Source organism: Streptomyces sp. NPDC017202 (assembly GCF_044331705.1).
GTDB lineage: Bacteria > Actinomycetota > Actinomycetes > Streptomycetales > Streptomycetaceae > Streptomyces.
In genome coordinates this window covers 521,616-545,902 of the sequence record NZ_JBIRNP010000001.1, presented here as the reverse complement: position 1 = coordinate 545,902, position 24,287 = coordinate 521,616, and the positions used below count along the sequence as shown (strand labels likewise).

Sequence of the window (24,287 nt, the reverse complement as noted above, 5' to 3'; positions counted from 1 at the left end):
CGTCCCGCGGTTCCACGACGGGGTGAACATGTGGATCGTGTGGTGACGGGCCTGTGCGAGGGGAATGGGCATGCAGATCAAGCCGAGACAGAACCTGCTCGAGGTGTGGCAGGCCGTCGCCCGCCACTCCTTCGACGACGGTGAGTGGGAGTGGGGGGAGTCGGGCGGCCTGAGCAGCGTCGCCGACGCCGAGCGGCTGCTCTGCCTGCTGTACCCGGCCACCGAGATCACCGCCTTCCGCCTCGACGACCCCGACACCACCCAGCGGGACGTGGAACGGGCGCTGAGGACCGCGGGCGACTCCAGTGAGATCCCCGGGAACCTGGTCGAGGTCCTCGCCGACTTCATGGAGAAGCACCGCGGCGAGGAGAGCCCCACCTTCTCCGGCGGCCACTACTTCGCCGCCGAGGACCCGCAGCAGGAACTCACCAAGGAACAGCGGGCCCTGGGGGTGGTCGACAGCTACTCCATGTCCGTCACCCTCTGCCTCGCCACCCTCGGCTTCCTCAAGGTCTACCGGGGCAAGACCCAGCGGGCGAGCACCCTGCAGCAGATCGACCGGCTCCGGGACGCCACCAGCGCCCGGCTCACCGCCGCCATGGTGAGCCTGCTGCGCTCCTTCACCGTCAACGTCGTCGACGTCGCCTCCGACCAGGGGCAGTCCCTGACCCGCCTCCTCGGCCAGGGCCGGCTCTCCGAACGGCAGGTCCTCCAGCGCTTCCAGGAGCGCTTCAAGGCCCTGCGCGCCGTCATCAGCGAGAGCGTCACCCTCGGTCTCGACTCCGACGTCACCGACGCGCTGCGCAACGAGAACCGCCTCTTCGAGTGCGGCTGGGCATGGAGCCTGGTGAAGGGCGCGCCCGACATCCAGGTGGAACCGGCGACCGCCGAGGCGATCGGCAAACAGCCCGCCGGCGTCGCCCACCCCACGCCCTACCTGTACTTCACCGTCGTCGCCCTCGACGGCATCCCCGACCTGTTCTCCGAGCGCACCCTCGTCCTCGGCCTGCTCACCGCCGAACAGCAGAAGCTCGCCGACGCGCTGCGACTGCGCTGGGAGATCACCCAGCAGTACTGGTCGGCCATCGCCCGCTTCGGCGACGGCACCTGGCCGCTGGAGCAGATCCCCTGGCGCACCACCCTCCAGCAACTGGAGTCGGAGTACTTCTCCCTCTCCGTCGCCTCCATCCTCGTCCACGACCTGGTACGCCGCCGCGCCACCGACGACGACCTCACCCGCACCGTCGCCGTCATGGAACGCCTCGCCGAACGCGGCCGGATCACCAGCGGCATGACCCGCGACGACCCCGCGGTCGGCCTGCACAACCCCGGTGTCACCCTGCCCCTGCTGGGCAGCGGGGCCGTCGGCCCGCCCATGAAGTGGACGATGACCGACTTCTCCGCCCAGTTGCTCAAACGGACCGTCCAGCTCTGCTCGCTGTCGAGGAACATCGCCTCCCAGGACCGCCTGCTGCGGCTCGCCGAGGACATCCTCGACCACCTCTGGCAGCGCCGCATCAGCGAGGGACGGGGCGTCGGCCTCTGGGACAACGTGCACGCCGTCTACCCCGAGTCCCCCGAACGCCAGGGCCCGGTGTCCTGGAGCATGACCGAGCGGGTCACCGAGTGCATGGTCGCCGCGCACGGCCTCTACGACCAGCCGCCCATCCGCAGCGCCGAACTGTCGCTGCTGGCCAGGGCGTTGATCAGCGAGTCGGCGCATCTCTTCGGCAAGGAGCAGATGCAGCAGCCCGCGCCCGCCCCCAAGAGCCCCCAGGGCGAGGAGGTCAAGGGCATCGAGGCCGACCTGCGCCGGGCCCGCCTGCTCGTCGACGAACAGCCCGGCACCGCCTACGCGCTGGCCCTCGGCGTCCTCGGCCGGCTGGACACCCTCTCCCGGGCCCGCGGCGGCTCCGGCCACCAGGGGGTGTGAGCGTGCTCGTGTTCGCCGCCTCCGACAAGGGAGGCACCGGCCGGTCCGTGACCAGCGCCAACCTCGCCTACCACCGCGCGCTGGACGGGGACGACGTCTGCTACCTGGACTTCGACTTCGGCTCGCCCACCGCGGCCGCCGTGTTCGACCTGCCCGACGTCCTCTCCGAGGCCGAGGACCGCGGCCTGCACTCCTACCTCAAGGGCAAGACCGCCGAACCCCTGCGCGTCGACGTCTGGTCGCGCACCGAGCACCCCGTGCTGCGCAGCCGGCCCGGCGGATCGGGCCGGCTCGTCCTGCTGCCCGGCGACCGCACCGGCGGCGAATTCGTCACCGACGAGGAGAACCTGCACCGCTGCGTCGATCTCGTCCTGCGGCTGAAACGCGAATTCGACGTCATCATCGTGGACTTGAGCGCCGGACGCAGTTATGCGATGGACCTCGCTCTCGCCGCCACCTCGCCCCGCGGCGGACTCGGCCGCCTGAAAACGCGCTGGCTCGTCTATCACCGCTGGACCCGCCAGCACGTCATGGCCGCCGCCGAACTCGTGTACGGGAAACAGGGCATTGTGAAGGCAGGCGTCGCCATGGGGCACGACACCGACGCGCTTTCCGCCTCGATCCGCTTCGTCCGCGCCGCCGTACCCGATCTCGACTCGCCGATGTGGTCGCAGGCCTCGCCCGCGCAGTACGCGTGGATGCGGCAGTGCGACACCCAACTGGAGGAAACCGCGGCCGGTCTCGGTATCGGCAGGACCCGCGTCCTGTCGTCCATTCCGCTGGAACCCGTCCTCCAGTGGCAGGAGCGGCTCATCACCGACGAGGACGTGCACGACCGGCGCATCGCCAACGTGGAGACCTGGCAGAAGATGGGCGAACTCGCCCAGCGCCTGACCGAGGACAAGCACTGGGGGCAGCTGTGACCGGACCGGGAACCGTCTTCCGGGAGACCAGCGCACAGCCGCGCACCGAATCCGTGCCGTTCTCCCACCTCTCCCTCGAACTCGGCCACCTGTACATGGAGGACTTCGCCGAGGGCCCCGCCCGGCTGCGCCGCCACTTCGCCGCCGTACGGCCCTGGGTGGACGCCGCCCGCGCCTGCGTCGGCCCCCTGCCGGCCGGCGCACGGCCGCGGATCAGCACCTGTTTCCTCGTCGACGACTACTTCAGCCGGCTGTCCACCCCCGCCGAACTCGTACCGCCCCTGCTGGCGGCCGCCGCCGAGGCCGGCCTGAGCATCGACTACCTGGCCCGCGAGTCCGGCTGCGCCGCCGCCGAACCCGGCCACCGCGACCGCGCCGGACTCGCCGAGTCCGTCCTGCACCGGCTGGTGGAGTCCCCGCCGCCCGGCAGCAACGGCTTCCGCCCGCCCGTCAGCCGCTCCGGCTGGCTCACCAACGGCCGGCGCACCCCCTCGCACCGCACCTCCGCCGCCCTCGACGCCACCGGCACCGTCTGGGAGCCGCCCAGCGAGACCGGCGCCCGCGGCCACTCCGTCTTCGTCGACGTCGAACTGTGGAGCGGACCCGAGGACGAACGCCTCTGGTCCTGCGCCTTCCTCGCCTCCGTCTGGCAACTCGTCCGGCTCGGCCTGCTGCGCCACGACGGCCGGGCCGTGCTGACCCCCGAGCCCTGGGACGACAAGGAGTTCCCCGCCGACTGGGACGCCCTGCCGCCGGTGGTACGCCTCAACCCCCTGGCCGCGCCCTTCGCCGCGTACGCCACCTGCAGCATCCTCCCGGCCCGCTTCCTGCCCGTCGAACACGCCGTCCGCGTCGTCCTCGACCAGGTCCACGTCGAGTCCGAGGCGTTACGGCAGGTCGCCGAGCGGTCCGCCGCGGAGGGCCGGCCCGTCCCCGCGGGCGTAGTGGACCGCACCTCCTACGTCTTCCCGCCGGGGCTGTGACATGAGCGGCCCGCAGGAGTCCACGGAGCCGGTCCTCGCCTGCGGGGAGGTCCGCACCTGCCTGCTGCCCACCCGGGACGCGGTCGACGAGCGGGCCGCCGAACAACTGCTGCGGCTGCGCGCCGACGAACGCGTCCGGCTCTCCCGCCGCCCCAACCGGCACGCCGTCTCCCCGGACGTCCTCACCGGCGTCGACTGCCGGCTGCCCACCGCCGGCGGCGCCAGGATCCGGGCCGTCGGCACGGTGACCGCCCGCGCCGCCCTCGTCGAGGGCCGCGTCCTCCAGGCCACCGCCCACTTCTGCGTCCCCGCCCGCGGCCCCGACCGGCGGCAGCCCTGGGGCTACTACCTGGTCCGCCCCGGCGTCCTCGTGCCCGTCGGCAAGCTCTCCGCGCCGGCCGTGGTCAAGGGCTTCCTGACCGGACACCGGCAGGACGAACTGGACGTCGGCTCGGTCGCCGAGAGCCTCCTCGCCCGGATCTCCCGCCAGCACCGGCTGCTCGACTACGACACCCCGCTCAACACCACCGACACCAGCCTGCGCTGGGCCGCCCTGCCGGCCGCCGACGGCGAGGCGGCCGCCCCGCACTTCACCGTCGCCGACGACGGCCGGCGGATCGTCGAGCTGCGGCTGCCCCGCGGGACCGCACCCGCCGCGGCGGCCGCGCTCTGCGAGGACCTCGCCCTGCACGACTGGCTGCTCACCACGGTCGCCGACAAGCTCGACGGCCTGCGGCTCGGCTCCGACGACGGCCGGGCCGCACTGAAGGTGCTGCGCCCGCTCGTCGACCACCTGCTGCACCTGTGGATGCCGCAGGCCCGCGTCGACCGCGGCCTGCACACCCTGTGGCGGGAACTGGAGGAGACACCGGGCTTCAGCAGACAGTGGACGAGCCTGGCCCAGCGCATCCGGGACCAGCTCGCCGTACGTCTCCTCACCCGGAGCGACGCGCTGACCCCGTCCTGACGGCGGCACCGCACGGCACCACGCCCCACGGCACCGGGTTCCACGGGGCCACGTCCCACGGCACGACACCTGTCCGAACCTGTCCGAGCATCATCCGACGCACAACTCGACGCACGATCCCAACGGGGGGAGAAAGAGAGATGAGCGCACCGACGGACTCGTACTTCCGAAGCGGCCAGCAGCGGCGGTCCGACAACGACAGCGCACGTCAGCTCACGCTGAAACTCCTGGTCACCGTAGTGGTGGGCGGAGTGGTCTACGTCCTCACCAACGTCCTGCTGCCGAAGGAGGAAGGTCCCTGGCAGCTCGTCCTGTCCGTGCTGTGCGGCGGCACGGTCCTGATCGTGCAGTTCATGGCGTCCTTCGTGAACCAGCTCAGCGAACTGAAGGACGTCGTGGAGAAGCGCTTCGCCGACATAGGCGAGGCCACCAAACTCTTCAACGAGGTGGAGAAGCTGCGCGGCGACGGGGTGCCCCGGCTCGCCGAACACGCCACCAAGGTCGTCTCCATGGGACCCGGCATCCTGCACGAGTTCGCGCACGAGGAGATCAACCGCCTCGCCGCGCAGATGGAGGACCTCACCAACCTCACCGCCGAGACGCCGGGCGAGAACCACGACTGGCTGATGACGCTGACCAAGTGCACCAGGAGCAGCATCGACGCCATCAGCACCAGCGTCGTCGACGACGGCTTCTGGTCCAGCGAACCCGCGAGCCGCTATCTCACCGCCCAGCGCGAGGCGATCACCGAGCGGGGTGTCACCGTACGGCGGCTGTTCATCGTCAAGGAACCCCGGGAGCGCTCCGCGCTGGCCCCCATCTGCGAGGAGCAGCGCCAGATCGGCATCCAGGTCCGGGTGGTGGTGCTGGAACAGCTCCCCGCCCATCTGCGGCGCGGCAAGATGATCGACTGGATCGTCTTCGACGGGGCGCTGTCGTACGAGATCCACGCCGACCAGCTCAGCGTGAACTCCTCGACCACGGTGAACGCCCGCGCGGACGAGGTGCAGCCGCTGATCCGGCGCTTCGACCAGCTGTGGGACGCCTCCGCGGAGATCTCCCCGAACGGCACGCCCGACACCGTGCCCGTGCTGACCCCGGGGGCCGACCCGGACGGTGACTGACGCGCCGTCCGGGCCCGCCCCCGGGGCGGTGCCGGTGGCGGCGTCTCAGCCGAGCGTCGCCGCCAGCAGCCTCGTCGTCTCCACGATCAGGTCGTGGTCGTAGGCGGCCTCCCGGTCCGGCATCGTGACCTGCACGACCAGCACGACGGGTGCGCCGTCGGGCGTCCAGGCGATCCCGGCGTCGTTGTTGGCGCCGTACCAGCCGCCGCCGGTCTTGTCCGCGAGCGTCCAGGTGGGCGGCAGGCCGGCCCGGAAGCGGTTGTCGCTGGTGCGGTTGGCGAGCATCCAGTCCGTCAGCCGCCGCCGGTCGCCGGGCGCCAGCGCGTCGCCCAGCACCAGCCGGGCGTAGGAGCGGCCGATCGCGTACGGGGTCGTGGTGTCCGTCACCCGCCACGGCTCGGCCGAGTTCAGCTCCGGCTCCCACCGGTCGAGCCGGGTGACCCGGTCCCCGATCGACCGGGCGAAGCGGGTGACGGCGGCCGGGCCGCCCAGCTCGCGCAGCAGCAGGTTGGCGGCCGTGTTGTCGCTGCGGCGGATCGCCGCGTCGCACAGCTCGGCCACGGTCATGCCGTCGGCCACGTGGTCCTTCGTGACGGGCGAGTTCTCCACCACGTCGTCGCCGGTGAAGTGGATGCGGCGGGCCAGGACCTCGCCGTCCCGGTCCAGGTCGCGGAGCACGGCGGCGACCGCGAGGACCTTGAACAGGGAGCAGACGGGGAAGCGTTCGCCGGCGCGGTGGCGCACGGAACGCCCGGTGCGCACGTTGTGCGCGAAGACGCCGAGGCGGGCGCCGTGCGCCTCCTCCAGGGCGCGCAGGCGGGCCGCCACGGGTCCGGCGCCGTCGGCGGCCCGCGCCGGACCGGCGCCCAGCAGGGAGGCCGCGGTGAGGGCGCCCGCGGTGGTGAGCAGGGTGCGGCGGTTCGTCGAGCTTAAGATCGTTCTCTCCGTCCGTCGGTGACTGAGCCGGGGAAACCCGGTGGTCTCCGGGGTCCCCTCAGTCACGGACGCCTCCTCCTGCCACACGGTTGCGGGAGCGGTGGACCGCCGACGGCACACCGCTCCCGCCGCGTAGGCGAGAATGGCGGCATGAGTCTGTTCCGCGACGACGGCATCGTGCTGCGCACCCAGAAGCTGGGCGAGGCGGACCGGATCATCACCCTGCTCACCCGCGGGCACGGCCGGGTGCGGGCCGTCGCCCGCGGGGTGCGGCGGACCAAGTCGAAGTTCGGGGCCCGGCTGGAGCCGTTCTCGCACGTGGACGTGCAGTTCTTCGCGCGGGGCAGCGAGCTGATCGGGCGCGGACTGCCGCTCTGCACGCAGAGCGAGACCATCGCGCCGTACGGCGGCGGCATCGTCACCGACTACGCCCGCTACACCGCCGGCACGGCCATGCTGGAGACCGCCGAGCGGTTCACCGACCACGAGGGTGAACCCGCCGTGCAGCAGTACCTGCTGCTCGTCGGCGCCCTGCGCACCCTCGCCCGCGGCGAGCACGCCCCGCACCTCGTCCTGGACGCCTTCCTGCTGCGCTCCCTCGCCGTCAACGGCTACGCGCCCAGTTTCGGCGACTGCGCGAAGTGCGGCATGCCCGGCCCCAACCGGTTCTTCTCCGTCGCCTCCGGCGGCTCCGTCTGCGTCGACTGCCGGGTGCCCGGCAGCGTCGTACCCTCGCCGCAGGCCCTGGCGCTGCTGGCGGCGCTGCTCACGGGAGACTGGGAGACCGCGGACGCCTGTGAGGCACGGTACGTGCGGGAGGGCAGCGGGCTGGTGTCCGCGTACCTGCACTGGCACCTGGAGCGCGGTCTGCGCTCCCTGCGGTACGTCGAGAAGTAGAAGCAAGCCGAGACGCAAGAGGAGACGAGAAGCACATGGTCGTACGCGGGTTCCTGGGGCGGCAGCGTCGGGAGTACAAGGCGCCGGAGCCGCACCCGTCCGGCGCCCGCGCGCCGAAGCTCCCCGGCGAGCTGGTCCCCGAGCACGTGGCGATCGTCATGGACGGCAACGGCCGCTGGGCGAAGGAGCGGGGCCTGCCCCGCACCGAGGGCCACAAGGTGGGCGCCGAGCGGGTGCTGGACGTCCTCCAGGGCGGCGTCGAGATCGGTGTGCGCAACATCTCCCTGTACGCCTTCTCCACCGAGAACTGGAAGCGCTCGCCCGACGAGGTGCGCTTCCTGATGAACTTCAACCGCGACTTCATCCGCAGGACCCGCGACCAGCTCGACGAGCTGGGCATCCGGGTGCGCTGGGTGGGCCGGATGCCCAAGCTGTGGAAGTCGGTCGCCAAGGAGCTCCAGATCGCGCAGGAGCAGACGAAGGACAACGACCGCCTCACGCTGTACTTCTGCATGAACTACGGCGGACGCGCGGAGATCGCCGACGCGGCGCAGGCCCTCGCGGAGGACGTGAAGGCGGGCCGTCTCGACCCGTCGAAGGTCAACGAGAAGACCCTGCAGAAGTACATGTACTACCCGGACATGCCGGACGTGGACCTGTTCCTGCGCCCGAGCGGCGAGCAGCGCACGTCCAACTACCTGCTGTGGCAGAGCGCCTACGCGGAGATGGTCTTCCAGGACGTCCTGTGGCCGGACTTCGACCGCCGCGACCTGTGGCGGGCCTGCCTGGAGTTCGCCTCCCGGGACCGCCGCTTCGGCGGCGCGATCCCGAACGAGGAGCTCCTGGCGATGGAGGGCCGGCAGGAGTGACCAGCCCGTCCGGCGATTGAGGACGAGGCCGTTCAGGCCGAGAAGGGGGTCCGGGGGCGAAGCCCCCGGGCGGTCCCGTGACCCACCCGCACGTGGGTCCCGCTCACCCCGCGGCGCACTCCGCGCAGGTGCCGAAGATCTCCACCGTGTGGGCCACGTTCACGAACCCGTGTTCCGCGGCGATGGCCTCCGCCCACGTCTCGACCGCGGGTCCCTCGACCTCGACCGCCTTGCCGCAGGCGCGGCAGACGAGGTGGTGGTGGTGTTCGCCGGTGGAGCAGCGCCGGTAGACGGACTCGCCGTCGGAGGTGCGCAGCACGTCGACCTCGCCGGCGTCGGCGAGGGTCTGCAGGGTGCGGTAGACCGTGGTCAGCCCGACGGAGTCGCCCTTGTGCTTGAGCATGTCGTGGAGTTCCTGAGCGCTGCGGAACTCCTCGACCTCGTCGAGCGCCGCCGCCACGGCGGCGCGCTGCCGGGTGGCTCGGCCCTTCACGGGCGATCCAGCGGTCGTCACCGTTGCCTCCTCACGTCTGCGCTGTGCCGGGCCATTGTGCCAGTCCGGGCTGTGCGTGGTCAGACGCCGACTCCGTCGCCGCCCGCGCGGCTGGCCGGAATCGCGCACTCCGCCGGGTCCCCGGCGGGTTGCGCGGCGGCGGCCGCGCGGGCGCGGCGCCGGGCCAGCGGGGCGGCCAGGGCGGTCAGCACGAGGAACGCGCCGATGGTCAGCAGCACGATCGTCGCGCCGGGCGGGACGTCCTGGTAGTACGAGGTGACCGTGCCGCCGATCGTCACGCCGACGCCGATCGCGACGGCGATCGCGAAGGTCGCCGCGAAACTGCGGCTGAGCTGCTGGGCCGCCGCCACCGGCACCACCATCAGCGCCGACACCAGCAGCAGGCCGACGACCCGCATGGCGACGGTGACGGTGACCGCCGCGGTGACGGCCGTCAGCAGGTTCAGGGCGCGCACCGGCAGTCCGGTGACCCGCGCGAACTCCTCGTCCTGGCTGACCGCGAACAGCTGCCGGCGCAGTCCGACAGTGACGAGGACCACGAAGGCCGCGAGGGCGCAGATCGCGGTCACGTCCGACTCCGACACCGTCGACAGCGAGCCGAAGAGGTACGACGTCAGGTTGGCGTTGGAGCCGGTCGGCGCGAGGTTGATGAACATCACGCCGCCGGCCATGCCACCGTAGAAGAGCATGGCGAGGGCGATGTCGCCGCGGGTCCTGCCGTACCAGCGGATCAGCTCCATGAGGACCGCGCCGAGGACGGAGACGGCGGTGGCCATCCAGACCGGGGACCACGACAGCAGGAAGCCGAGGCCGACGCCGGTCATCGCGACGTGGCCGATGCCGTCGCCCATGAGGGCCTGGCGGCGCTGGACGAGGTAGATGCCGACGGCGGGGGCGGTGATGCCGACCAGGACGGCGGCGAGCAGCGCCCGCTGCATGAAGGCGTAGTCGAGGAAGTCCATCAGCTCAGCAGTCCCGTGCGGATCGGTTCGGTGCCCGCCGGAGCGTGCGGGTGTACGTGGTCGTGGCCGGGCAGCGCGTGCTGGCCGAGCGCCCGGGGCGGCGGCCCGTCGTGCGTGACGCAGCCGTCGCGCAGGACGACGGCCCGGTCGATGAGGGGCTCCAGGGGGCCCAGTTCGTGCAGGACGAGCAGCACGGTGGTGCCCTGGGCGACCTGCTCGCGCAGGGTCTCGGCCAGGACCTCCTGGCTCGCCAGGTCGACGCCCGCCATCGGCTCGTCCATGATCAGCAGCTCGGGTTCGGCGGCGAGCGCGCGGGCGATCAGCACCCGCTGGTGCTGGCCGCCGGAGAGGGCGTCGACGGAGTCCTTGGCGCGGTCGGCCATGCCGACGAGGTCCAGCGCGCGGCGCACGGCCTCGTGGTCGGCCCTGCGCAGGACGCCGAAGCGGGCCCGGGACAGCCGTCCGGAGGAGACGACCTCGGTGACGGTCGCCGGGACGCCGCCGGCGGCCGTGGTGCGCTGCGGTACGTAGCCGAGGCGCGGCCAGTCCCGGAACCGGCGCCGGTCGGTGCCGAACAGCTCGATGTGCCCGGCGCTGAGCGGCACCTGGCCGATGACGCTGCGCACGGTGGTCGACTTGCCGGAGCCGTTGGCGCCGAGCAGGGCGACGACCTCACCGCGGTGCACGGTGAGGTCGATGCCGCGCAGGACCGGGCGCGAGCCCAGTTCGGCGCGGACACCGTGCAGCGATATGACGGGTTCGCTCTTGGTGTCCATCACGCCCTCCGTGAAGATCATGCGGTTCCCAGGGCCGTCTGCAGGGCCTTGAGGTTCGCCCTCTGGACCGCGAAGTAGTCGGTGCCGCGGGACTTGTCGGTGATGCCCTCGATCGGGTCGAGGACGTCCGTCTTCAGCTTCGCGTCCCGGGCCACGGTCCTGGCGGTCTTGTCGCTGACGAGCGTCTCGTAGAACACGGTGGTGACGCCGTCGGCCTTCGCCATCTTCTCAAGCTCCTTGACGCGCGCGGCGCTGGGCTCCGACTCGGGGTCGAGGCCGCTGATGGCCTCCTCGGTCAGGCCGTAGCGCTCGGCGAGGTAGCCGAAGGCGGCGTGCGTGGTGATGAAGACCTTGGTCTTCGCGGCGGCCAGGCCGTTCTTGAACTCGGTGTCCAGGGCACCGAGCTTGGCCACCAGGTCGGCGGTGTTCTTCCGGTAGTCGGCCGCGTGGTCCGGGTCGGCCTCGGCGAACGCCTTGCCGACGCCCTCGGCGACCTCGGCGTACTTCACCGGGTCGAGCCAGACGTGGGGGTCCTTGCCGCCGGTCTCCTCGTGCCCGTGCTCGTCCTCGGCGGCGTGCTCGTCCTCGTGCCCGTCGGCGTGGCCGCCGACCTCGCTGCCGTGCTCCTCCAGCGTGGTGAGGGTGGTGGCGTCGATCTTCGTCCCGATCCCGGACTGGTCGACGGCCTCGTCGACCGCGGGCTGCAGGCCCTTGAGGAAGAGGGCCGCGTCGGACTCCTCCAACTGGGCGCGCTGCCGCGTGCTGATCTCCAGGTCGTGCGGTTCCTGGCCGGGCTCGGTCAGGCTGGTGACGTTCACGTGGTCGCCGCCGATCCGCTCGGCGAGGAAGGCCATCGGGTAGAACGACGCGACGACATCGAACTTCTCCGTGCCGCCGGCGGCCGCGCTGTCGGTCGAGCAGGCGGACAGGGTGCCGAGGCCGAGGGCGGTGACGGCCGCGAGGGCCGTCCCGGATATGTGGTGTCGTCGTACGTTCATGACAGTCATTTTCAACAAATATGGAAACCGTTGTCAACAAAGTCGTGGGCGGCGGCCGGGGCGAGGACCCGGCGAGGATGCCCCCGGCGGGTCCGCCGCCCTCCGTGAAGCCTTGGAAGGGTACCGATTTGGCCGAGGGGGAGCCCCCGCCGGTACCCTGGGGCAATTCTCTGGAAGCATCTCGCTTCGTCGCCCGTCGTCGTTATGAAGAGAGCACCGTGGCCGCCGACAAGATCGACACCATCGTCAGCCTGAGCAAGCGCCGTGGCTTCGTATTCCCCTGTAGTGAGATCTACGGTGGCCAGCGCGCCGCCTGGGACTACGGACCGCTGGGTGTCGAGCTCAAGGAGAACCTGAAGCGCCAGTGGTGGCGCTACATGGTGACGTCGCGCGAGGACGTGGTCGGCATCGACTCGTCCGTCATCCTGGCCCCCGAGGTCTGGGTCGCCTCCGGCCACGTCGCCACCTTCTCCGACCCGCTCACCGAGTGCACCTCCTGCCACAAGCGGTTCCGCGCGGACCACCTGGAGGAGGCCTACGAGGCCAAGCACAAGCGCCTGCCGGAGAACGGCCTGGCGGACGTGAACTGCCCGAACTGCGGCAACAAGGGCCAGTTCACCGAGCCCAAGCAGTTCTCGGGCCTGCTCTCCACCCACCTCGGCCCCACGCAGGACACCGGCTCCATCGCCTACCTGCGCCCCGAGACCGCCCAGGGCATCTTCACCAACTTCGCCCAGGTGCAGACCACTTCGCGCCGCAAGCCGCCGTTCGGAATCGCCCAGATGGGCAAGTCCTTCCGCAACGAGATCACGCCCGGCAACTTCATCTTCCGCACGCGCGAGTTCGAGCAGATGGAGATGGAGTTCTTCGTCAAGCCGGGCGAGGACGAGCAGTGGCAGGAGTACTGGATGGAGCAGCGCTGGAACTGGTACACCGGTCTCGGCCTGCGTGAAGAGAACATGCGGTGGTACGAGCACCCGAAGGAGAAGCTCTCCCACTACTCCAAGCGCACCGCCGACATCGAGTACCGCTTCCAGTTCGGCGGCAACGAGTGGGGCGAGCTGGAGGGCGTCGCCAACCGCACCGACTACGACCTCGGCGCCCACGCCAAGGCCTCCGGCCAGGACCTCTCCTACTTCGACCAGGAGGCCGGCGAGCGCTGGACGCCGTACGTCATCGAGCCCGCGGCCGGTGTCGGCCGCGCGATGCTGGCGTTCCTGCTCGACGCCTACGTCGAGGACGAGGCGCCCAACGCCAAGGGCAAGCTGGAGAAGCGCACGGTGCTGCGCCTCGACCACCGCCTCGCCCCGGTGAAGGTCGCCGTGCTGCCGCTGTCGCGCAACCCGGAGCTGTCGCCCAAGGCCAAGGGCCTCGCCCAGGCGCTGCGGCAGAACTGGAACATCGACTTCGACGACGCCGGCGCGATCGGCCGCCGCTACCGCCGTCAGGACGAGATCGGTACGCCGTACTGCGTCACCGTCGACTTCGACACGCTCGAGGACAACGCGGTGACCGTGCGCGAGCGCGACTCGATGAAGCAGGAGCGCGTGTCCCTCGACCAGATCGAGGGCTACCTGGCCGCCCGCCTGATCGGCGCCTGAGCCCCGGCACCGACCGAAGCCCCCGGCTCCCTTCCCGGAGCCGGGGGCTTCGTGGTGCCGCCGTGGAGTCCGGGGCGGCGGGGGAGTCCCCGCGCGCGAGGGCCTCGCCGCCGGGGCTACGCCCCCGCGGGGTCCACCGTCGCCTGATGGGCCTGCGCCAGGTGCTCCTCCGCCTTCAGCCAGGGCAGGAACTGGGCGCCCTGGTGCCAGCCGCACGTGTCGCACCGGATCGTGCGCCGGCTCCCCGCCCGCCGGACCCGGACGACGTGCTCGCGCCCGTGCTGGTCCCAGCGGCTCACCTTGCTCGTGTTGATCTCCGACATGCTGCCTCCAGAGGCGGGACCGGCTGAGAGTGTGCGACAAGTCCAACATCAACGGGGCATTCCACGGGGTGAGTTGGCCGGACCGGGGCTCGCCGGCCGGGAACGCGCGGGAACGGCGCACCGGGGCCGGGCCCGGCCGGAGCGGCCGCACGCGGACCCGCCGGATCGGGTCCGGACCCCGGCCGGGAGGAACCGGGGACGGTTGTCCCGTCCATGGGTGAGGGTCCGCGGTGCGGGAACTCGGGCGGTCGGGGGACAGGGGGGCCACCCGAGGAGTGAGAGCCATGACCGAGCAGAACGCGACCTCGACACGGGAACTCCCCCAGCCGCTGCGGGCGGCCGCCTCGGTGCTGAACAGGGTGCCCGGCGCCGGCCTGGTGGGCCGGGCCGCCGGGGGCGCGCTCGACAAGGTCGGCGCGGTGTCCCCGCGCGGGCGCCGGCTCGCCGTCTACACCGGCGCGGGCGTGCTCGGCGTCGCCGGGGTCGTGGAGTGGCCCGTCGCGGTGACCGGGGCGGCGGTGGCCTGGCTGACCCAGCCGCGACCGCGGCCGCGGACGGACGGCGACGCGGCGGGCACGGACGTGGCGGGCGCCGACGTGGCGGGCACGGACGTGGCGGACGCGGGTGGGACCGGCAGGCGCACCGCGGGCGACGCGTCCGGCGCACCGACCACGCCCGAGGTGCTCGCCGGGCACTCGGCGGTGGCCGCCGCGGCGGAGCGCGCGGCGACGCCCGCGACCCCCTCCGACAAGCTGCCCTCGCACCACGCGACGCCGTCGCGTGCCGCACGGGACGCCGAGGGCCGGTGATGGCCACGGGAATCCTCACCCGGCCCGCGGCGGCCGCCGCCGGGCTGGCCCTGGCCGGCCCGCGCCTGCTCGCCCGCGGCACGGCCCCGGCCGTGGGCGCCGCCGCCGGCGCGGTCGCGGGCACGGCCAGGGCGGGAGTACGGGTCGCGGACTCCGCACTACGGCTGGCCCGGGTCACCCGCGCCGCCCTCCCGGGCACCTCCCCCCACTGGCGCGCCGGCACCCGCACCCACCTGTCCCTGCGCGAGGCCGCCCCCGGGGAGGCCACGCTCGGGGAGACCACCCCTGGAAAGCCGCCCCACCCGACCGCCGAGGCCTCCGCGCGCCCGCAGGCCGGAAGGCCGCCAGGTCCGACGGACACCGAGGCCTCCGCGCGCCCGGTTCCCCAGGACGCGCCCGGTGCGGCTGCCGAGGCTGCCGCACGCCCGGATGCCGGGAGGCCGCCCCGCCCGGACGCCGAGGCTCCTGCGCCCCCGCTCCCCGGGGAGCCGCCCCGCCCGGCGGACGCCGGGGCCCCCGCGGAGGCCCCCGCCGGCGTCACCTCCCGCACCCGTTCCCTCGAACACCGGGCCCGCCGGGTGGCGGCCGTGCTCGCCGAACATCCCGATGTCGCCCTCGCCTACTGGGACAGCGGGCTGGCACGGCTGGTGGTGGTGGCGGTCGAGGAGGCGGTGAGCGACAGCGTCGTGGAGCGGGCGGAGGCGCTCGCGGAGCGGCACGGGCTGGTCCCCGCCGACGACGACGTGGAGGAGCTGGGGCACCCCGGCGATCCGGCCTCCGTGCGGACCGCCGCCGAGACCCTCGCCGCCGACGCGGCGGGTGCCGCGGCCGCGCTGGCGGGGTCCGCCCTGCGGCTGCCGCCGTCGCCGCGGCTGCTGACCGCCGCGGTCACGCTGCTGCGCGAGAACCCCCGCTTCCGCTCCTGGCTGCGGGCCCGCCTGGGCGACCCCCGCATGGAGGTCTTCCTCGCCGTCGTGAACGCGGCCGTGCACGGCGCCGGGCACACCCCGACCTCGCTGGTGCTGGACGGCGCGCTGCGCGCCGCCCAGCTGACGGAGGCGCTGGTGCGGACGGCCGCCTTCGAGACCGTCCACGACCACCTGTGCGTCCCGGACCGGCACAGCGTGCCCGCCGACCCGTCCCTGCGGCCGCCGCTGCGCACCTCCCCGGCCCAGGAGTACGCCGCCCACGCCTCGGCGGGCAGCGTCCTGGGCGCGGTGGCGGCGCTGCTCGTCAAGCACGACCTCGCCGAGTCGGCGGAGGCGGTCCTGGCCGGTTCCCCGAAGGCGGCCCGGTACGGGCCCGCCGTCTTCCACGCCGCCCTTGGCTGCGCCCTCTCCCGCGAGGGCGTGCTGGTGCGCGACCCGGGCCGGCTGCGGCAGCTGGAGATGGCCCGGACGGTCGTCCTGCACCCCAGTGCGCTCCGAAAGCCCGGCGCGGGCGCCGACCCGTGGACCGAGCCCGTCCTGGACGCCGCCCGCCGGGCCGGCCTGCGCGTCGTGGTCGTCGACGACCCGGCACTGGCCGACTTCACCGGCCTCGCCGACCGGGTCGTCGGCGCGGACCGCCCGTTGGGCGAGGTGGTCGACGGGCTGCGCGGCGAGGGCGGCGTCGTCGCGGTCGCCCGCCCCCGCCCCCACGACGACGCCGACGTCACCGCCGGTCTGCTGCGCGGCGACGTGGCCGTCGCCCTCACCGACGAGGACGGCCAGGTGGTGTGGGGCGCGGACGTCCTCGCCCCGCACGGCCTGGCGGACGTGTGGCGGCTGCTGACCGCCGTACCGGCGGCCCGCCGGGTCGGCGGCCGGTCGCAGACCCTGGCCCGGTCCGGCGCCGCGCTGTCCGGCCTGCTCGTGGCCGTCGGCGAGTCCCGCGGGAGGAGTCCCGGCTCCTTGCTGCCGGGCCTGCGGCACGCGCCCGTCGACGCGGGCGCCGCGCTGGCCCTGCTGACCGGAGCGCGCGCCGCGCTCGGCGTCGCCCTGGCCCGCCCGCCGCACCCCCGGCCCCGGGTCGCCTGGCACGCCCTGCACCCGGACGACGTGCGGGACCGGCTGGAGCGCGAGGCGCCCCCGGAACCGGGCCCCGCCGAACGGGCGGCGGCCCGGGTGCGCACGGCCGCCGGCACGGTCGTACGCCTTCCCGTGCTGGCCCCGGCGCGCTGGTCGGGGCAGCTGGCCCGGGCCGTGCGGGGCGAACTGGACGACCCGCTCACCCCGGTCCTGGCCGTCGGCTCGGCCGCGTCCGCGATCCTCGGCTCGGTCGTGGACGCCCTGCTGGTCCTCGGCGCCCTCGACCTGAACGCCCTGGTCGGCGGCTTCCAGCGGCTGCGGGCCGAGCGCGCCCTGTCCGGGCTGGTCGCGGGACAGCAGCAGAAGGCGCGGGTCGCCGACGACGGGACGGCCACGCACGTGGTCGACGCCGCCGGGCTCGCTCCCGGCCACGTCATCGACCTCCAGGCCGACGACGTCGTGCCCGCCGACGCCCGCCTGCTGTGGGAGGACGGGCTGGAGGTCGACGAGTCGGCGCTGACCGGCGAGTCCCTGCCGGTCGGCAAGGCCGTGGACCCCGTCCCGAAGGCCCCCGTCGCGGAACGGCGGTGCATGGTCTTCGAGGGGACGACCGTGGTGGCGGGGCACGCCCGGGCCCTCGTCGTCGACACCGGCGACCGCACCGAGGCCGCCCGCGCCGTCTCCCTCGCCGCGCGCGTCCCGCCGGCCGCCGGAGTGCAGGCCCGCCTCCAGGAGATCACCCGCAAGGCCATGCCGTTGACCCTGGCGGGCGGCGCCGCGGTGACCGGCCTGGCGCTGCTGCGGGGCACCCCGGTCCGCCGGGCCGTGAGCGGCGGGGTCGCCGTCGCCGTGGCCGCCGTACCCGAGGGGCTGCCCCTGGTCGCCACGGTCGCGCAGCTCGCCGCCGCCCGCCGGCTCAGCGGCCGCGGCCTCCTCGTCCGCACCCCGCGCACGCTGGAGGCGCTGGGCCGGATGGACACCGTCTGCTTCGACAAGACCGGCACCCTCACCGAGAACCGGCTGCGCCTGGTCCGGGTGACCGGTCCGGACGGCACGGTCCACCCACTCACCGACCCGGCCGCCGCCGCCCCCCTGCGCGCCGCGGCCCGGGCCTGCCCCCGCCTCGACGGCGACCCGCACCGCCCGGCGCACGCCACCGACGAGGCCGTCCTGGACGCCGCCGGACCCGACCCCGACTGGCGGCAGACCGAGGGGCTGCCCTTCGAGGCCGGCCGCGGCTACGCGGCCGCGGTCGGGCGGTCCGCCGGCGGTCCGCCCGTGCTGGTCGTCAAGGGCGCCCCGGAGACCGTCCTGCCCACCTGCGCCGGTCTGCCCTCCCGGCTGCACGACCGGTCCCAGTCCCTCGCCGCCGACGGCCTGCGGGTCCTGGCGGTGGCCCAGCGCCCGCTGGCGGACGGCGAGCGGGCGGCGGACGCCCTCGAAGCGCCCCTGGAGGGGCTGGAGTTCACCGGACTCGTGGCCCTCGCCGACGTACCGCGCGAGACCTCGCCGGCCCTGGTCCACGGACTGCGCGAGGCGGGCGTACGGCCCGTCGTGCTGACCGGCGACCATCCGCGGACCGCGCACGCCATCGCCGTCGGGCTGGGCTGGCCGGACGACGCGAACGTGGTCACCGGCGACGAACTCGCCGCCGCCGACCGCTCCGTGCGCTCCCGGATGCTCCGGGACGCCGACGTCGTCGCCCGGGTCGCGCCCGAGCAGAAGCTCCAGGTCGTCGAGGCCCTCAGGGACGCGGGCCGGGTCGTCGGCATGGTCGGCGACGGCGCCAACGACGCCGCCGCGATCCGCGCCGCCGACATCGGCGTCGGCATCAGCGCCCGCGGTTCGGCCGCCGCCCGCAACGCCGCCGACCTCGTCGTCACCGGCGACGACCTCTCGGTCCTCATCGATGCCGTCCAGGAAGGCCGTTCGCTCTGGCACAGCGTGGCCGACGCCATCGCCATCCTCATCGGCGGCAACGCGGGCGAGGTCGGCTTCGGCGTCCTCGGCACCCTGCTGTCGGGCTCCGCGCCCCTGTCCACCCGCCAGATGCTGCTGGTCAACCTGTTCACGGACCTGTTCCCGGCGATGGCGGTGGCGGTGACCCCCAAGGAGGAGGCCGACGCCGCGGAGACCGGCGCCCCCCTGGGCACGGCCCTCCTCGGCGCCCCTCTCGTCCGCCAGATCCGCCACCGGGCCCTCACCACCTGCCTGGGCGCCACCGTCGCCTGGCTCATCGGCCGCTTCACCCCGGGCACGGCCCGGCGCTCGACCACGATGGCCCTGTGCGCGGTGGTGGGCACGCAACTGGCCCAGACCCTGGCCGACCGCCGCGACAGCCCCCTGGTGCGCCTCACGTCCCTGGGGTCGGCGGCGGTCCTGTTCGCGCTGGTGGAGACGCCGGGCGCCAGTCAGTTCTTCGGCTGCACGCCACTGGGCCCGCTGGCCTGGGCGGGGGTCCTGGCGGCGATGGCGCTGGCCCTGGCGGGCCAGAAGGCACTGCCGAGGGTGGAGGACCTGCTGCTGAGGCGCCGGCCCGGCCCGGCCGCACGAGCGGCGTGAGCGCGGTTCGCGAGGGACGCGGTGCCATGCGGCACCGCGGCCCGCCCGGCCCGGGACGGTCCGAGCCCGCCGCCCCCCGAGCAGGCCGCGGGGCGCACCCGCCCGCCGTCCGAAGGCTTGGCGGCCGGGCGTGATGGGTCTGCCGCCCGCAAGTCCGTCCGCCGGGCGTCACGGGCCTGCCGCCCGCAGGCCTGTGGTGCGGGGCGTTGCGCGTCTGCCGCTTCGTGGGTCCGGCCGCGGGGCGCACCCGCCCGCCGTCCGGAGGCTTGGCGGCCGGGCGCGATGGGCCTGCCGCCCGGGAGTCCGTCCGCTGGGCGCCATGGGCCTGCCGCCCGCAGGCCCGTGGCGCTGCTCGTCTGCCCCTTCCTGAGTCAGCCCGCAGGGCGCTACCCGCCCCCCCCGAAAGCCCGCCCGCAGGGCGTCAGGCGCTCAGCTCCGCCTGTTCGCGGATCTCGGGGGAGGCCAGCCGCTCGGCCGCCCGCGCGGCCGTCCCCCGTGCCCACGGCCCGCTGCTCACCAGGCCCACCACCAGCACCAGCGCCCCGCACCCGGCGAGGATCCACCATCCCGGCACCGCCGCCGCCACGAACGTCTCGCGGTACGCCGACGCCCCGATGCCCGCCGCGAGCACCGCCCCGACCACCGCGACCCCGAGGGTCTGGCCGAGCTGCCGGCTGGTGGAGGCGACGGCGGCGGCGACCCCGGCCTGGGCGCGGGGCATCCCCGAGACCGCGGTGTTGGTGATGGGGGCGTTCACGAAGCCGAAGCCGATGCCGAACAGCACGTACCCGAGGAACAGCGTGGTGTCGGAGGTCTCCGCGTCGAACGCGGCGAACAGCACGCCGCTCGCGGTCATCGCGAGGCCGGCGACCAGCAGGGGCACCCGTGGCCCCCGGCTGCCGACGAGCCGCCCGGACAGGGGGGCGCACAGAAAGGTCGGGAGGGCCATCGGCAGCATCCACAGACCGGCGTGGAGGGCGTCGAGGCCGCGGACGTTCTGGAGGTACAGCGTGGACAGGAACAGGAACCCGCCGAGCGCCGCGAAGGCGCTGATCGCGATCACGGTCGCCCCGCTGAACGGCGCCGACCGGAAGAACCGCAGGTCGATGAGGGGTTCGTCGCGGCGGGGCTCGTAGCGCAGGAGGCCGAGCAGGGCGGCGAGGGCGACCGCGGCGAAGGGCAGGCTGGTGCCGGGCCCGGCCTCGGGCGCCTCGATGATCGCGTACGTCAGGCAGCCGAAGAGGACGATGACCAGGAGCTGGCCGACCGGGTCGGGGCGGCGGGCCTTCGGGGCGCGGGACTCGGGGACGTACCGCAGGGTCAGCAGGAGGGCGGCGAGGCCGACCGGCAGGTTGACCCAGAAGACGGAGCGCCAGCCGACGGACTCCACCAGCAGGCCGCCGATCAGGGGGCCGGCGGCCATGGAGATGCCGACGACCGCGCCCCACACGCCGATGGCGCGGGCGCGTTCGCGCGGGTCCGTGAACGTGTTGGTGATGATCGACATGGCGACCGGGTTGAGCATCGAGCCGCCGACGGCCTGCACCATGCGGGCCGCGACCAGCAGGTCGAGGCCGGGGGCGAGGGAGCAGAGCAGGGAGCCGAGGGAGAACACGACCAGGCCCGCGAGGAAGACCTTCCTGCGGCCGATCCGGTCGGCGGTGGACCCGGCGAGCATCAGCAGGGACGCGAGGACGAGGGTGTAGGCGTCGATCGTCCACTGGAGGCCGGAGGTGCCGGCGTGCAGGTCGCGCTGCATCGCGGGGAGGGCGACGTTGAGGATCGTGTTGTCGAGGCTCACGATCAGCAGGCTCATGCAGCAGATCGCGAGGACGAGCAGACGTCGTCGCTGGCTCAGCTCGGGCATGCGGTCATGCTACGCCGGGTTCGATAGTGCGTCTAACTAATGACCGCTACATGAGGGTCGTCGATGGGTGACAATGGGCGGATGTCCACGCCCGTTCCCCCCTTGCAGATCGGCCCGCACACCGTTCAGCCGCCGGTCGTCCTCGCTCCCATGGCCGGTATCACCAACGCGCCCTTCCGCACCCTGTGCAGGGAGTTCAGTGGGGGGAAGGGCCTGTTCGTGAGCGAGATGATCACGACCCGGGCGCTGGTCGAGCGCAACGAGAAGACCATGCAGCTGATCCACTTCGACGCGAGCGAGAAGCCGCGCTCGATCCAGCTGTACGGCGTGGACCCGGCGACCGTCGGCAAGGCCGTCCGCATGATCGCCGACGAGGGCCTGGCCGACCACATCGACCTGAACTTCGGCTGCCCGGTCCCCAAGGTCACCCGCAAGGGCGGCGGCTCCGCGCTCCCCTACAAGCGCAACCTGCTCCGCGCCATCCTCCGCGAGGCCGTCGGCGGCGCCGGGGACCTCCCCGTCACCATGAAGATGCGCAAGGGCATCGACGACGACCACATCACCTACCTCGACGCCGGCCGCATCGCCGTCGAGGAGGGCGTCACCGCCATCGCGCTGCACGGCCGTACCGCCGCCCAGCACTACGGCGGCACCGCCGACTGGGAGGCGATCGCCCGTCTGAAGGAGCACGTCCCGGAGATCCCCGTCCTCGGCAACGGCGACGTCTGGTCGGCCGGGGACGCGCTGCGGATGGTGCGCGAGACGGGCTGCGACGGAGTGGTCGTCGGCCGCGGCTGCCTGGGCCGGCCGTGGCTGTTCGCGGACCTGGTCGCCGCCTTCGAGGGCCGTCCCCAGGACGTCGCGCGCCCCTCCCTGCGCGAGGTCGCCGACGTCATGGTCCGGCACGCCACTCTCCTCGGCGAGTGGATCGGCGACGAGACCAGGGGCGTCGTCGACTTCCGCAAGCACGTCGCCTGGTACCTCAAGGGCTTCGCCGTCGGCTCCGACATGCGGCGGCGCCTCGCGGTCACCTCCTCCCTGGCGGAGCTCCGCGCCGGACTCGACGAACTGGACCTCGACCAGCCCTGGCCCGCCGGTGCCGACGGCCCCCGCGGGCGCACCTCCGGCAACAACCGGGTCGTCCTCCCGGACGGCTGGCTGAAGGACCCCTACGACTGCGCGGGCGTCGGCGAGGAAGCGGAACTGGACACCTCCGGCGGCTGAGGCGACCGACGGGGTGTGCCCTCCCACGCCCCGCCGGTTCCCGGTCCGGGTCAGTCCTTCGTGGGGTGCGGGGTCGACCCGTACGCGGTCAGGAAGCGGTCCCGGAAGAGGTCCATCTTCCAGACCGGGGCGTCGTGGGCCGGCCGGAGGCCGTCGGTCCACTTCCAGGCCGCGATCTTGTCGAGGACCGCCGGGTCCTTGGCGACGACGGAGACCGGCACGTCACGGCTGGCGTTCTCGCCGCTGACCCGGGTGATGGGCTGGTGGTCGCCGAGGAAGACCAGGACGGTGTCCTCGGTGCCGTAGCGCTCCAGCCACTGGGTGAGGGCGGTCACCGAGTACTCGATCGACCTGCCGTAGGCCTCGCGGGACCTGGTCGAGTCGGCGATGACGTCGGACGCCTTCTCGCCGGCCCGCTGGATGCCGTCGAAGACCGAGCCGTCGCCCACCTCGTCCCAGCCGACCATCTCCGGGAGCGGGGCCCACGGCTGGTGGCTGGAGGTCAGGATGATCTCCGACATCAGCGGCCTGTCGCGTTCCCTGCCGTGCTCCAGCCGCTGGAACGCCTCCAGCGCGTACTGGTCGGGCATCGTCGACCAGCTGAACTTCGGTCCCCGGTAGCCCATCTGGAAGGCGTTGTAGACCTTGTCGAGGCCGTAGTGCTTCTGCTCGGGCCACGCCTTCTGGATGCCGGGCATCACGCCCACCGTGTCCCAGGCCCCGGTCTTCTGGAAGATCTTCGGCAGGCTGAGGCGGTCGCTGTTCATGACCGTGCGGTAGCGCTGCTGGTTGTCGATCCACAGCCCGGACAGCGTGCTGGAGTGGCCGAGCCAGCTGCTGCCGCCGAAGGTCGCCGAGGTCAGCCAGCCGCTCTTGGCGCGGTAGCCGGCCTTCGCCAGCGCGGCGGTGCTCGCGGTGAGCGTCCGGTCGACGCCGGGGGACATGATCGGGTCCTCGATCGCGCTGCGGCCGTAGCTCTCGATGAAGGTGAAGATCACGTCCTTGCCGCGCAGGTCGGGCACGAGCTGGTCGGGCGGGGTGTCGCCGAAGGCGTCCGCGCGGGCCTCCTTCGCGAACGCGGCCTCGTCCGCGAGGGTCTGCCGTACGTCCTTGGCCTTGACGGTGACGGCGCTGACCGCGCGGTGGAAGGCGAGCGGCAGCCCGGCGTACTGGAGGGACAGGACGGAGCAGGTGATCCAGACCGTGCCGGCGATCAGCGTGCCGCGGGTCGCCGCGGGGACGTTGCGCGCCAGCACCTCGCTCAGCCGGACCGCCGCCAGCGCCATCACGACGAACAGCACGGCGATCAGCAGGAGCAGGCCGATCGCGGCGCCGAGGGCCGTCGCCCCGCCCATCGAGTCCGCGACGTAGGACTGCGCGTCGTCCAGCAGACCCCAGTCCAGGACCAGGTTGAAGCCGCGGCCCAGGTACTCGGAGTACGCCATGTCCAGGACGTTGACCACGGTCAGCGCCGCGAGGCCGGCCCCGAGCGCCGCCGCGGCCACCACCCGGGGGCGGCGCGGCAGCGACAGCAGCACGGCCGCCGAGACGATCGCCTCGCCGGGCAGCCGCAGAAGCCGGTCGGCCCGCAGGAGGCCCAGCTGGTTCGGCAGCACCATCGCCCCGAGCACGAGCACGAGGGCCAGCACGGTCGTCGTCCACCACAGCGCGCGCGCCGCCCGCGGATGGCGGCTCCGCCAGGCCCACCCGTACGCGATGCGGGAGGCGAGGGTGCGCGGCGGCGTGGTTCCGCCCTCCGGCGCCTCGGGCTCCCCGGCCGCCTCGGTGCCGTCGGCGCCCTCGGGCGAGCCGTCGCGGGAGTCGGGCAGGTCACGAGACCGTGTGAAGACAGGCACCCGAGGGGTCCTTCCGTACGAAGCCGGGCGGAGCGGCGGATCCGGTGGGGGGACCGGATCCGCCACCGTTTCGTACGGCGTGCCCGGGCCCGGCGTTCACCGGTCCCGGCGAGCGGTCGGCAAACACCGGGCAAACGTCCGGCCATGGGTGACG

Annotated in this window: 19 protein-coding genes; 11 read left to right on the top strand and 8 right to left on the bottom strand. The window is 73.6% G+C overall.

The features are described 5' to 3' along the window. Positions 1-70: 70 nt before the first annotated feature. The 5 genes from ACH4N1_RS02270 to ACH4N1_RS02250 all read left to right on the top strand — a co-directional run bounded on the left by ACH4N1_RS02270 (position 71) and on the right by ACH4N1_RS02250 (position 5,930). Entirely contained in the window at positions 71-1,933 is a 1,863-nt protein-coding gene (locus tag ACH4N1_RS02270; RefSeq protein ID WP_398093895.1) for an SCO2524 family protein, read from the top strand. A 2-nt stretch (positions 1,934-1,935) separates the two neighbouring features. Then, a complete protein-coding gene (locus ACH4N1_RS02265) occupies positions 1,936-2,856 on the top strand; it encodes an SCO2523 family variant P-loop protein (RefSeq protein WP_366057633.1) in 921 nt (306 codons plus the stop codon). Further along, on the top strand, positions 2,853-3,839 hold the full coding sequence (locus ACH4N1_RS02260) for an SCO2522 family protein (RefSeq protein WP_398093893.1): 987 nt from the start codon (positions 2,853-2,855) through the stop codon (positions 3,837-3,839). The genes ACH4N1_RS02265 and ACH4N1_RS02260 overlap by 4 nt, the downstream gene beginning before the upstream one ends. Before the next feature lies 1 nt (position 3,840). Next, complete coding sequence (locus tag ACH4N1_RS02255) at positions 3,841-4,806, top strand: SCO2521 family protein (protein ID WP_398093892.1); 966 nt, start codon at positions 3,841-3,843, stop codon at positions 4,804-4,806. 140 nt (positions 4,807-4,946) lie between these two features. Then, positions 4,947-5,930 carry a DUF6879 family protein gene (locus ACH4N1_RS02250; protein WP_398093891.1) on the top strand — a complete coding sequence of 328 codons (984 nt, stop codon included), beginning with the start codon at positions 4,947-4,949 and terminating at the stop codon, positions 5,928-5,930. A 45-nt stretch (positions 5,931-5,975) separates the two neighbouring features. Here ACH4N1_RS02250 and bla read toward each other — a convergent pair whose 3' ends face one another. Further along, positions 5,976-6,866 carry a class A beta-lactamase gene (bla, locus tag ACH4N1_RS02245; protein WP_398094388.1) on the bottom strand — a complete coding sequence of 297 codons (891 nt, stop codon included), beginning with the start codon at positions 6,864-6,866 and terminating at the stop codon, positions 5,976-5,978. A gap of 150 nt (positions 6,867-7,016) precedes the next feature. On the opposite strand from bla, the gene recO reads away from it, so the two are divergent. Both recO and ACH4N1_RS02235 read left to right on the top strand, forming a co-directional pair. Then, positions 7,017-7,763, top strand: coding sequence for a DNA repair protein RecO (gene recO / locus ACH4N1_RS02240; protein WP_366057638.1), 747 nt, complete (start codon positions 7,017-7,019; stop codon positions 7,761-7,763). 35 nt (positions 7,764-7,798) lie between these two features. Continuing rightward, complete coding sequence (locus ACH4N1_RS02235; RefSeq protein ID WP_382794716.1) at positions 7,799-8,632, top strand: isoprenyl transferase; 834 nt, start codon at positions 7,799-7,801, stop codon at positions 8,630-8,632. 103 nt (positions 8,633-8,735) lie between these two features. On the opposite strand, the gene ACH4N1_RS02230 is transcribed toward ACH4N1_RS02235, so the two are convergent. The 4 genes from ACH4N1_RS02230 to ACH4N1_RS02215 are packed head-to-tail and all read right to left on the bottom strand — an operon-like array spanning position 8,736 to position 11,882. Further along, a complete protein-coding gene (locus ACH4N1_RS02230; protein ID WP_398093888.1) occupies positions 8,736-9,146 on the bottom strand; it encodes a Fur family transcriptional regulator in 411 nt (136 codons plus the stop codon). A gap of 59 nt (positions 9,147-9,205) precedes the next feature. After that, positions 9,206-10,108: a metal ABC transporter permease gene (locus ACH4N1_RS02225; protein ID WP_398093887.1), complete on the bottom strand. Its 903-nt coding sequence runs from the start codon at positions 10,106-10,108 to the stop codon at positions 9,206-9,208. Continuing rightward, entirely contained in the window at positions 10,108-10,905 is a 798-nt protein-coding gene (locus tag ACH4N1_RS02220) for a metal ABC transporter ATP-binding protein (RefSeq protein WP_398093885.1), read from the bottom strand. Before ACH4N1_RS02220 ends, ACH4N1_RS02225 begins: the two co-directional genes overlap by 1 nt. Then, on the bottom strand, positions 10,902-11,882 hold the full coding sequence (locus tag ACH4N1_RS02215; protein WP_398093884.1) for a metal ABC transporter solute-binding protein, Zn/Mn family: 981 nt from the start codon (positions 11,880-11,882) through the stop codon (positions 10,902-10,904). The genes ACH4N1_RS02220 and ACH4N1_RS02215 overlap by 4 nt, the downstream gene beginning before the upstream one ends. Positions 11,883-12,100: 218 nt before the next feature. On the opposite strand from ACH4N1_RS02215, the gene ACH4N1_RS02210 reads away from it, so the two are divergent. Continuing rightward, positions 12,101-13,483, top strand: coding sequence for a glycine--tRNA ligase (locus ACH4N1_RS02210; RefSeq protein WP_363088155.1), 1,383 nt, complete (start codon positions 12,101-12,103; stop codon positions 13,481-13,483). 116 nt (positions 13,484-13,599) lie between these two features. On the opposite strand, the gene ACH4N1_RS02205 is transcribed toward ACH4N1_RS02210, so the two are convergent. Continuing rightward, complete coding sequence (locus ACH4N1_RS02205) at positions 13,600-13,806, bottom strand: hypothetical protein (protein ID WP_398093882.1); 207 nt, start codon at positions 13,804-13,806, stop codon at positions 13,600-13,602. 284 nt (positions 13,807-14,090) lie between these two features. Here ACH4N1_RS02205 and ACH4N1_RS02200 point away from each other — a divergent pair, with 284 nt between their 5' ends. After that, positions 14,091-14,615 carry a hypothetical protein gene (locus tag ACH4N1_RS02200; RefSeq protein ID WP_398093881.1) on the top strand — a complete coding sequence of 175 codons (525 nt, stop codon included), beginning with the start codon at positions 14,091-14,093 and terminating at the stop codon, positions 14,613-14,615. Beyond that, entirely contained in the window at positions 14,615-19,186 is a 4,572-nt protein-coding gene (locus tag ACH4N1_RS02195) for an HAD-IC family P-type ATPase (RefSeq protein ID WP_398093879.1), read from the top strand. Before ACH4N1_RS02200 ends, ACH4N1_RS02195 begins: the two co-directional genes overlap by 1 nt. Before the next feature lie 421 nt (positions 19,187-19,607). Here the strand turns inward: ACH4N1_RS02195 and ACH4N1_RS02190 are convergent, their stop codons facing one another. Beyond that, the gene (locus ACH4N1_RS02190) at positions 19,608-21,053 is read right to left on the bottom strand and encodes an MFS transporter (RefSeq protein WP_398093878.1); all 1,446 of its coding nucleotides are present in this window, start codon (positions 21,051-21,053) and stop codon (positions 19,608-19,610) included. 81 nt (positions 21,054-21,134) lie between these two features. Between ACH4N1_RS02190 and dusB the strand changes: the two genes are divergently transcribed. Continuing rightward, positions 21,135-22,277, top strand: coding sequence for a tRNA dihydrouridine synthase DusB (gene dusB / locus ACH4N1_RS02185; RefSeq protein ID WP_398093876.1), 1,143 nt, complete (start codon positions 21,135-21,137; stop codon positions 22,275-22,277). Between the two features lie 50 nt (positions 22,278-22,327). On the opposite strand, the gene ACH4N1_RS02180 is transcribed toward dusB, so the two are convergent. Further along, positions 22,328-24,133: a CDP-alcohol phosphatidyltransferase gene (locus ACH4N1_RS02180; RefSeq protein WP_398093875.1), complete on the bottom strand. Its 1,806-nt coding sequence runs from the start codon at positions 24,131-24,133 to the stop codon at positions 22,328-22,330. Between the last annotated feature and the right edge of the window lie 154 nt (positions 24,134-24,287).

Coding starts and splice junctions, on each gene's coding strand:
- ACH4N1_RS02270 (WP_398093895.1), top strand. CDS start 71: ATGCAGATCAAGCCGAGACAGAACCTGCTCGAGGTGTGGCAGGCCGTC.
- ACH4N1_RS02255 (WP_398093892.1), top strand. CDS start 3,841: ATGAGCGGCCCGCAGGAGTCCACGGAGCCGGTCCTCGCCTGCGGGGAG.
- ACH4N1_RS02250 (WP_398093891.1), top strand. CDS start 4,947: ATGAGCGCACCGACGGACTCGTACTTCCGAAGCGGCCAGCAGCGGCGG.
- recO (WP_366057638.1), top strand. CDS start 7,017: ATGAGTCTGTTCCGCGACGACGGCATCGTGCTGCGCACCCAGAAGCTG.
- ACH4N1_RS02235 (WP_382794716.1), top strand. CDS start 7,799: ATGGTCGTACGCGGGTTCCTGGGGCGGCAGCGTCGGGAGTACAAGGCG.
- ACH4N1_RS02225 (WP_398093887.1), bottom strand. CDS start 10,108: ATGGACTTCCTCGACTACGCCTTCATGCAGCGGGCGCTGCTCGCCGCC.
- ACH4N1_RS02220 (WP_398093885.1), bottom strand. CDS start 10,905: ATGATCTTCACGGAGGGCGTGATGGACACCAAGAGCGAACCCGTCATA.
- ACH4N1_RS02215 (WP_398093884.1), bottom strand. CDS start 11,882: ATGAACGTACGACGACACCACATATCCGGGACGGCCCTCGCGGCCGTC.
- ACH4N1_RS02205 (WP_398093882.1), bottom strand. CDS start 13,806: ATGTCGGAGATCAACACGAGCAAGGTGAGCCGCTGGGACCAGCACGGG.
- ACH4N1_RS02200 (WP_398093881.1), top strand. CDS start 14,091: ATGACCGAGCAGAACGCGACCTCGACACGGGAACTCCCCCAGCCGCTG.
- ACH4N1_RS02195 (WP_398093879.1), top strand. CDS start 14,615: ATGGCCACGGGAATCCTCACCCGGCCCGCGGCGGCCGCCGCCGGGCTG.
- ACH4N1_RS02190 (WP_398093878.1), bottom strand. CDS start 21,053: ATGCCCGAGCTGAGCCAGCGACGACGTCTGCTCGTCCTCGCGATCTGC.
- dusB (WP_398093876.1), top strand. CDS start 21,135: ATGTCCACGCCCGTTCCCCCCTTGCAGATCGGCCCGCACACCGTTCAG.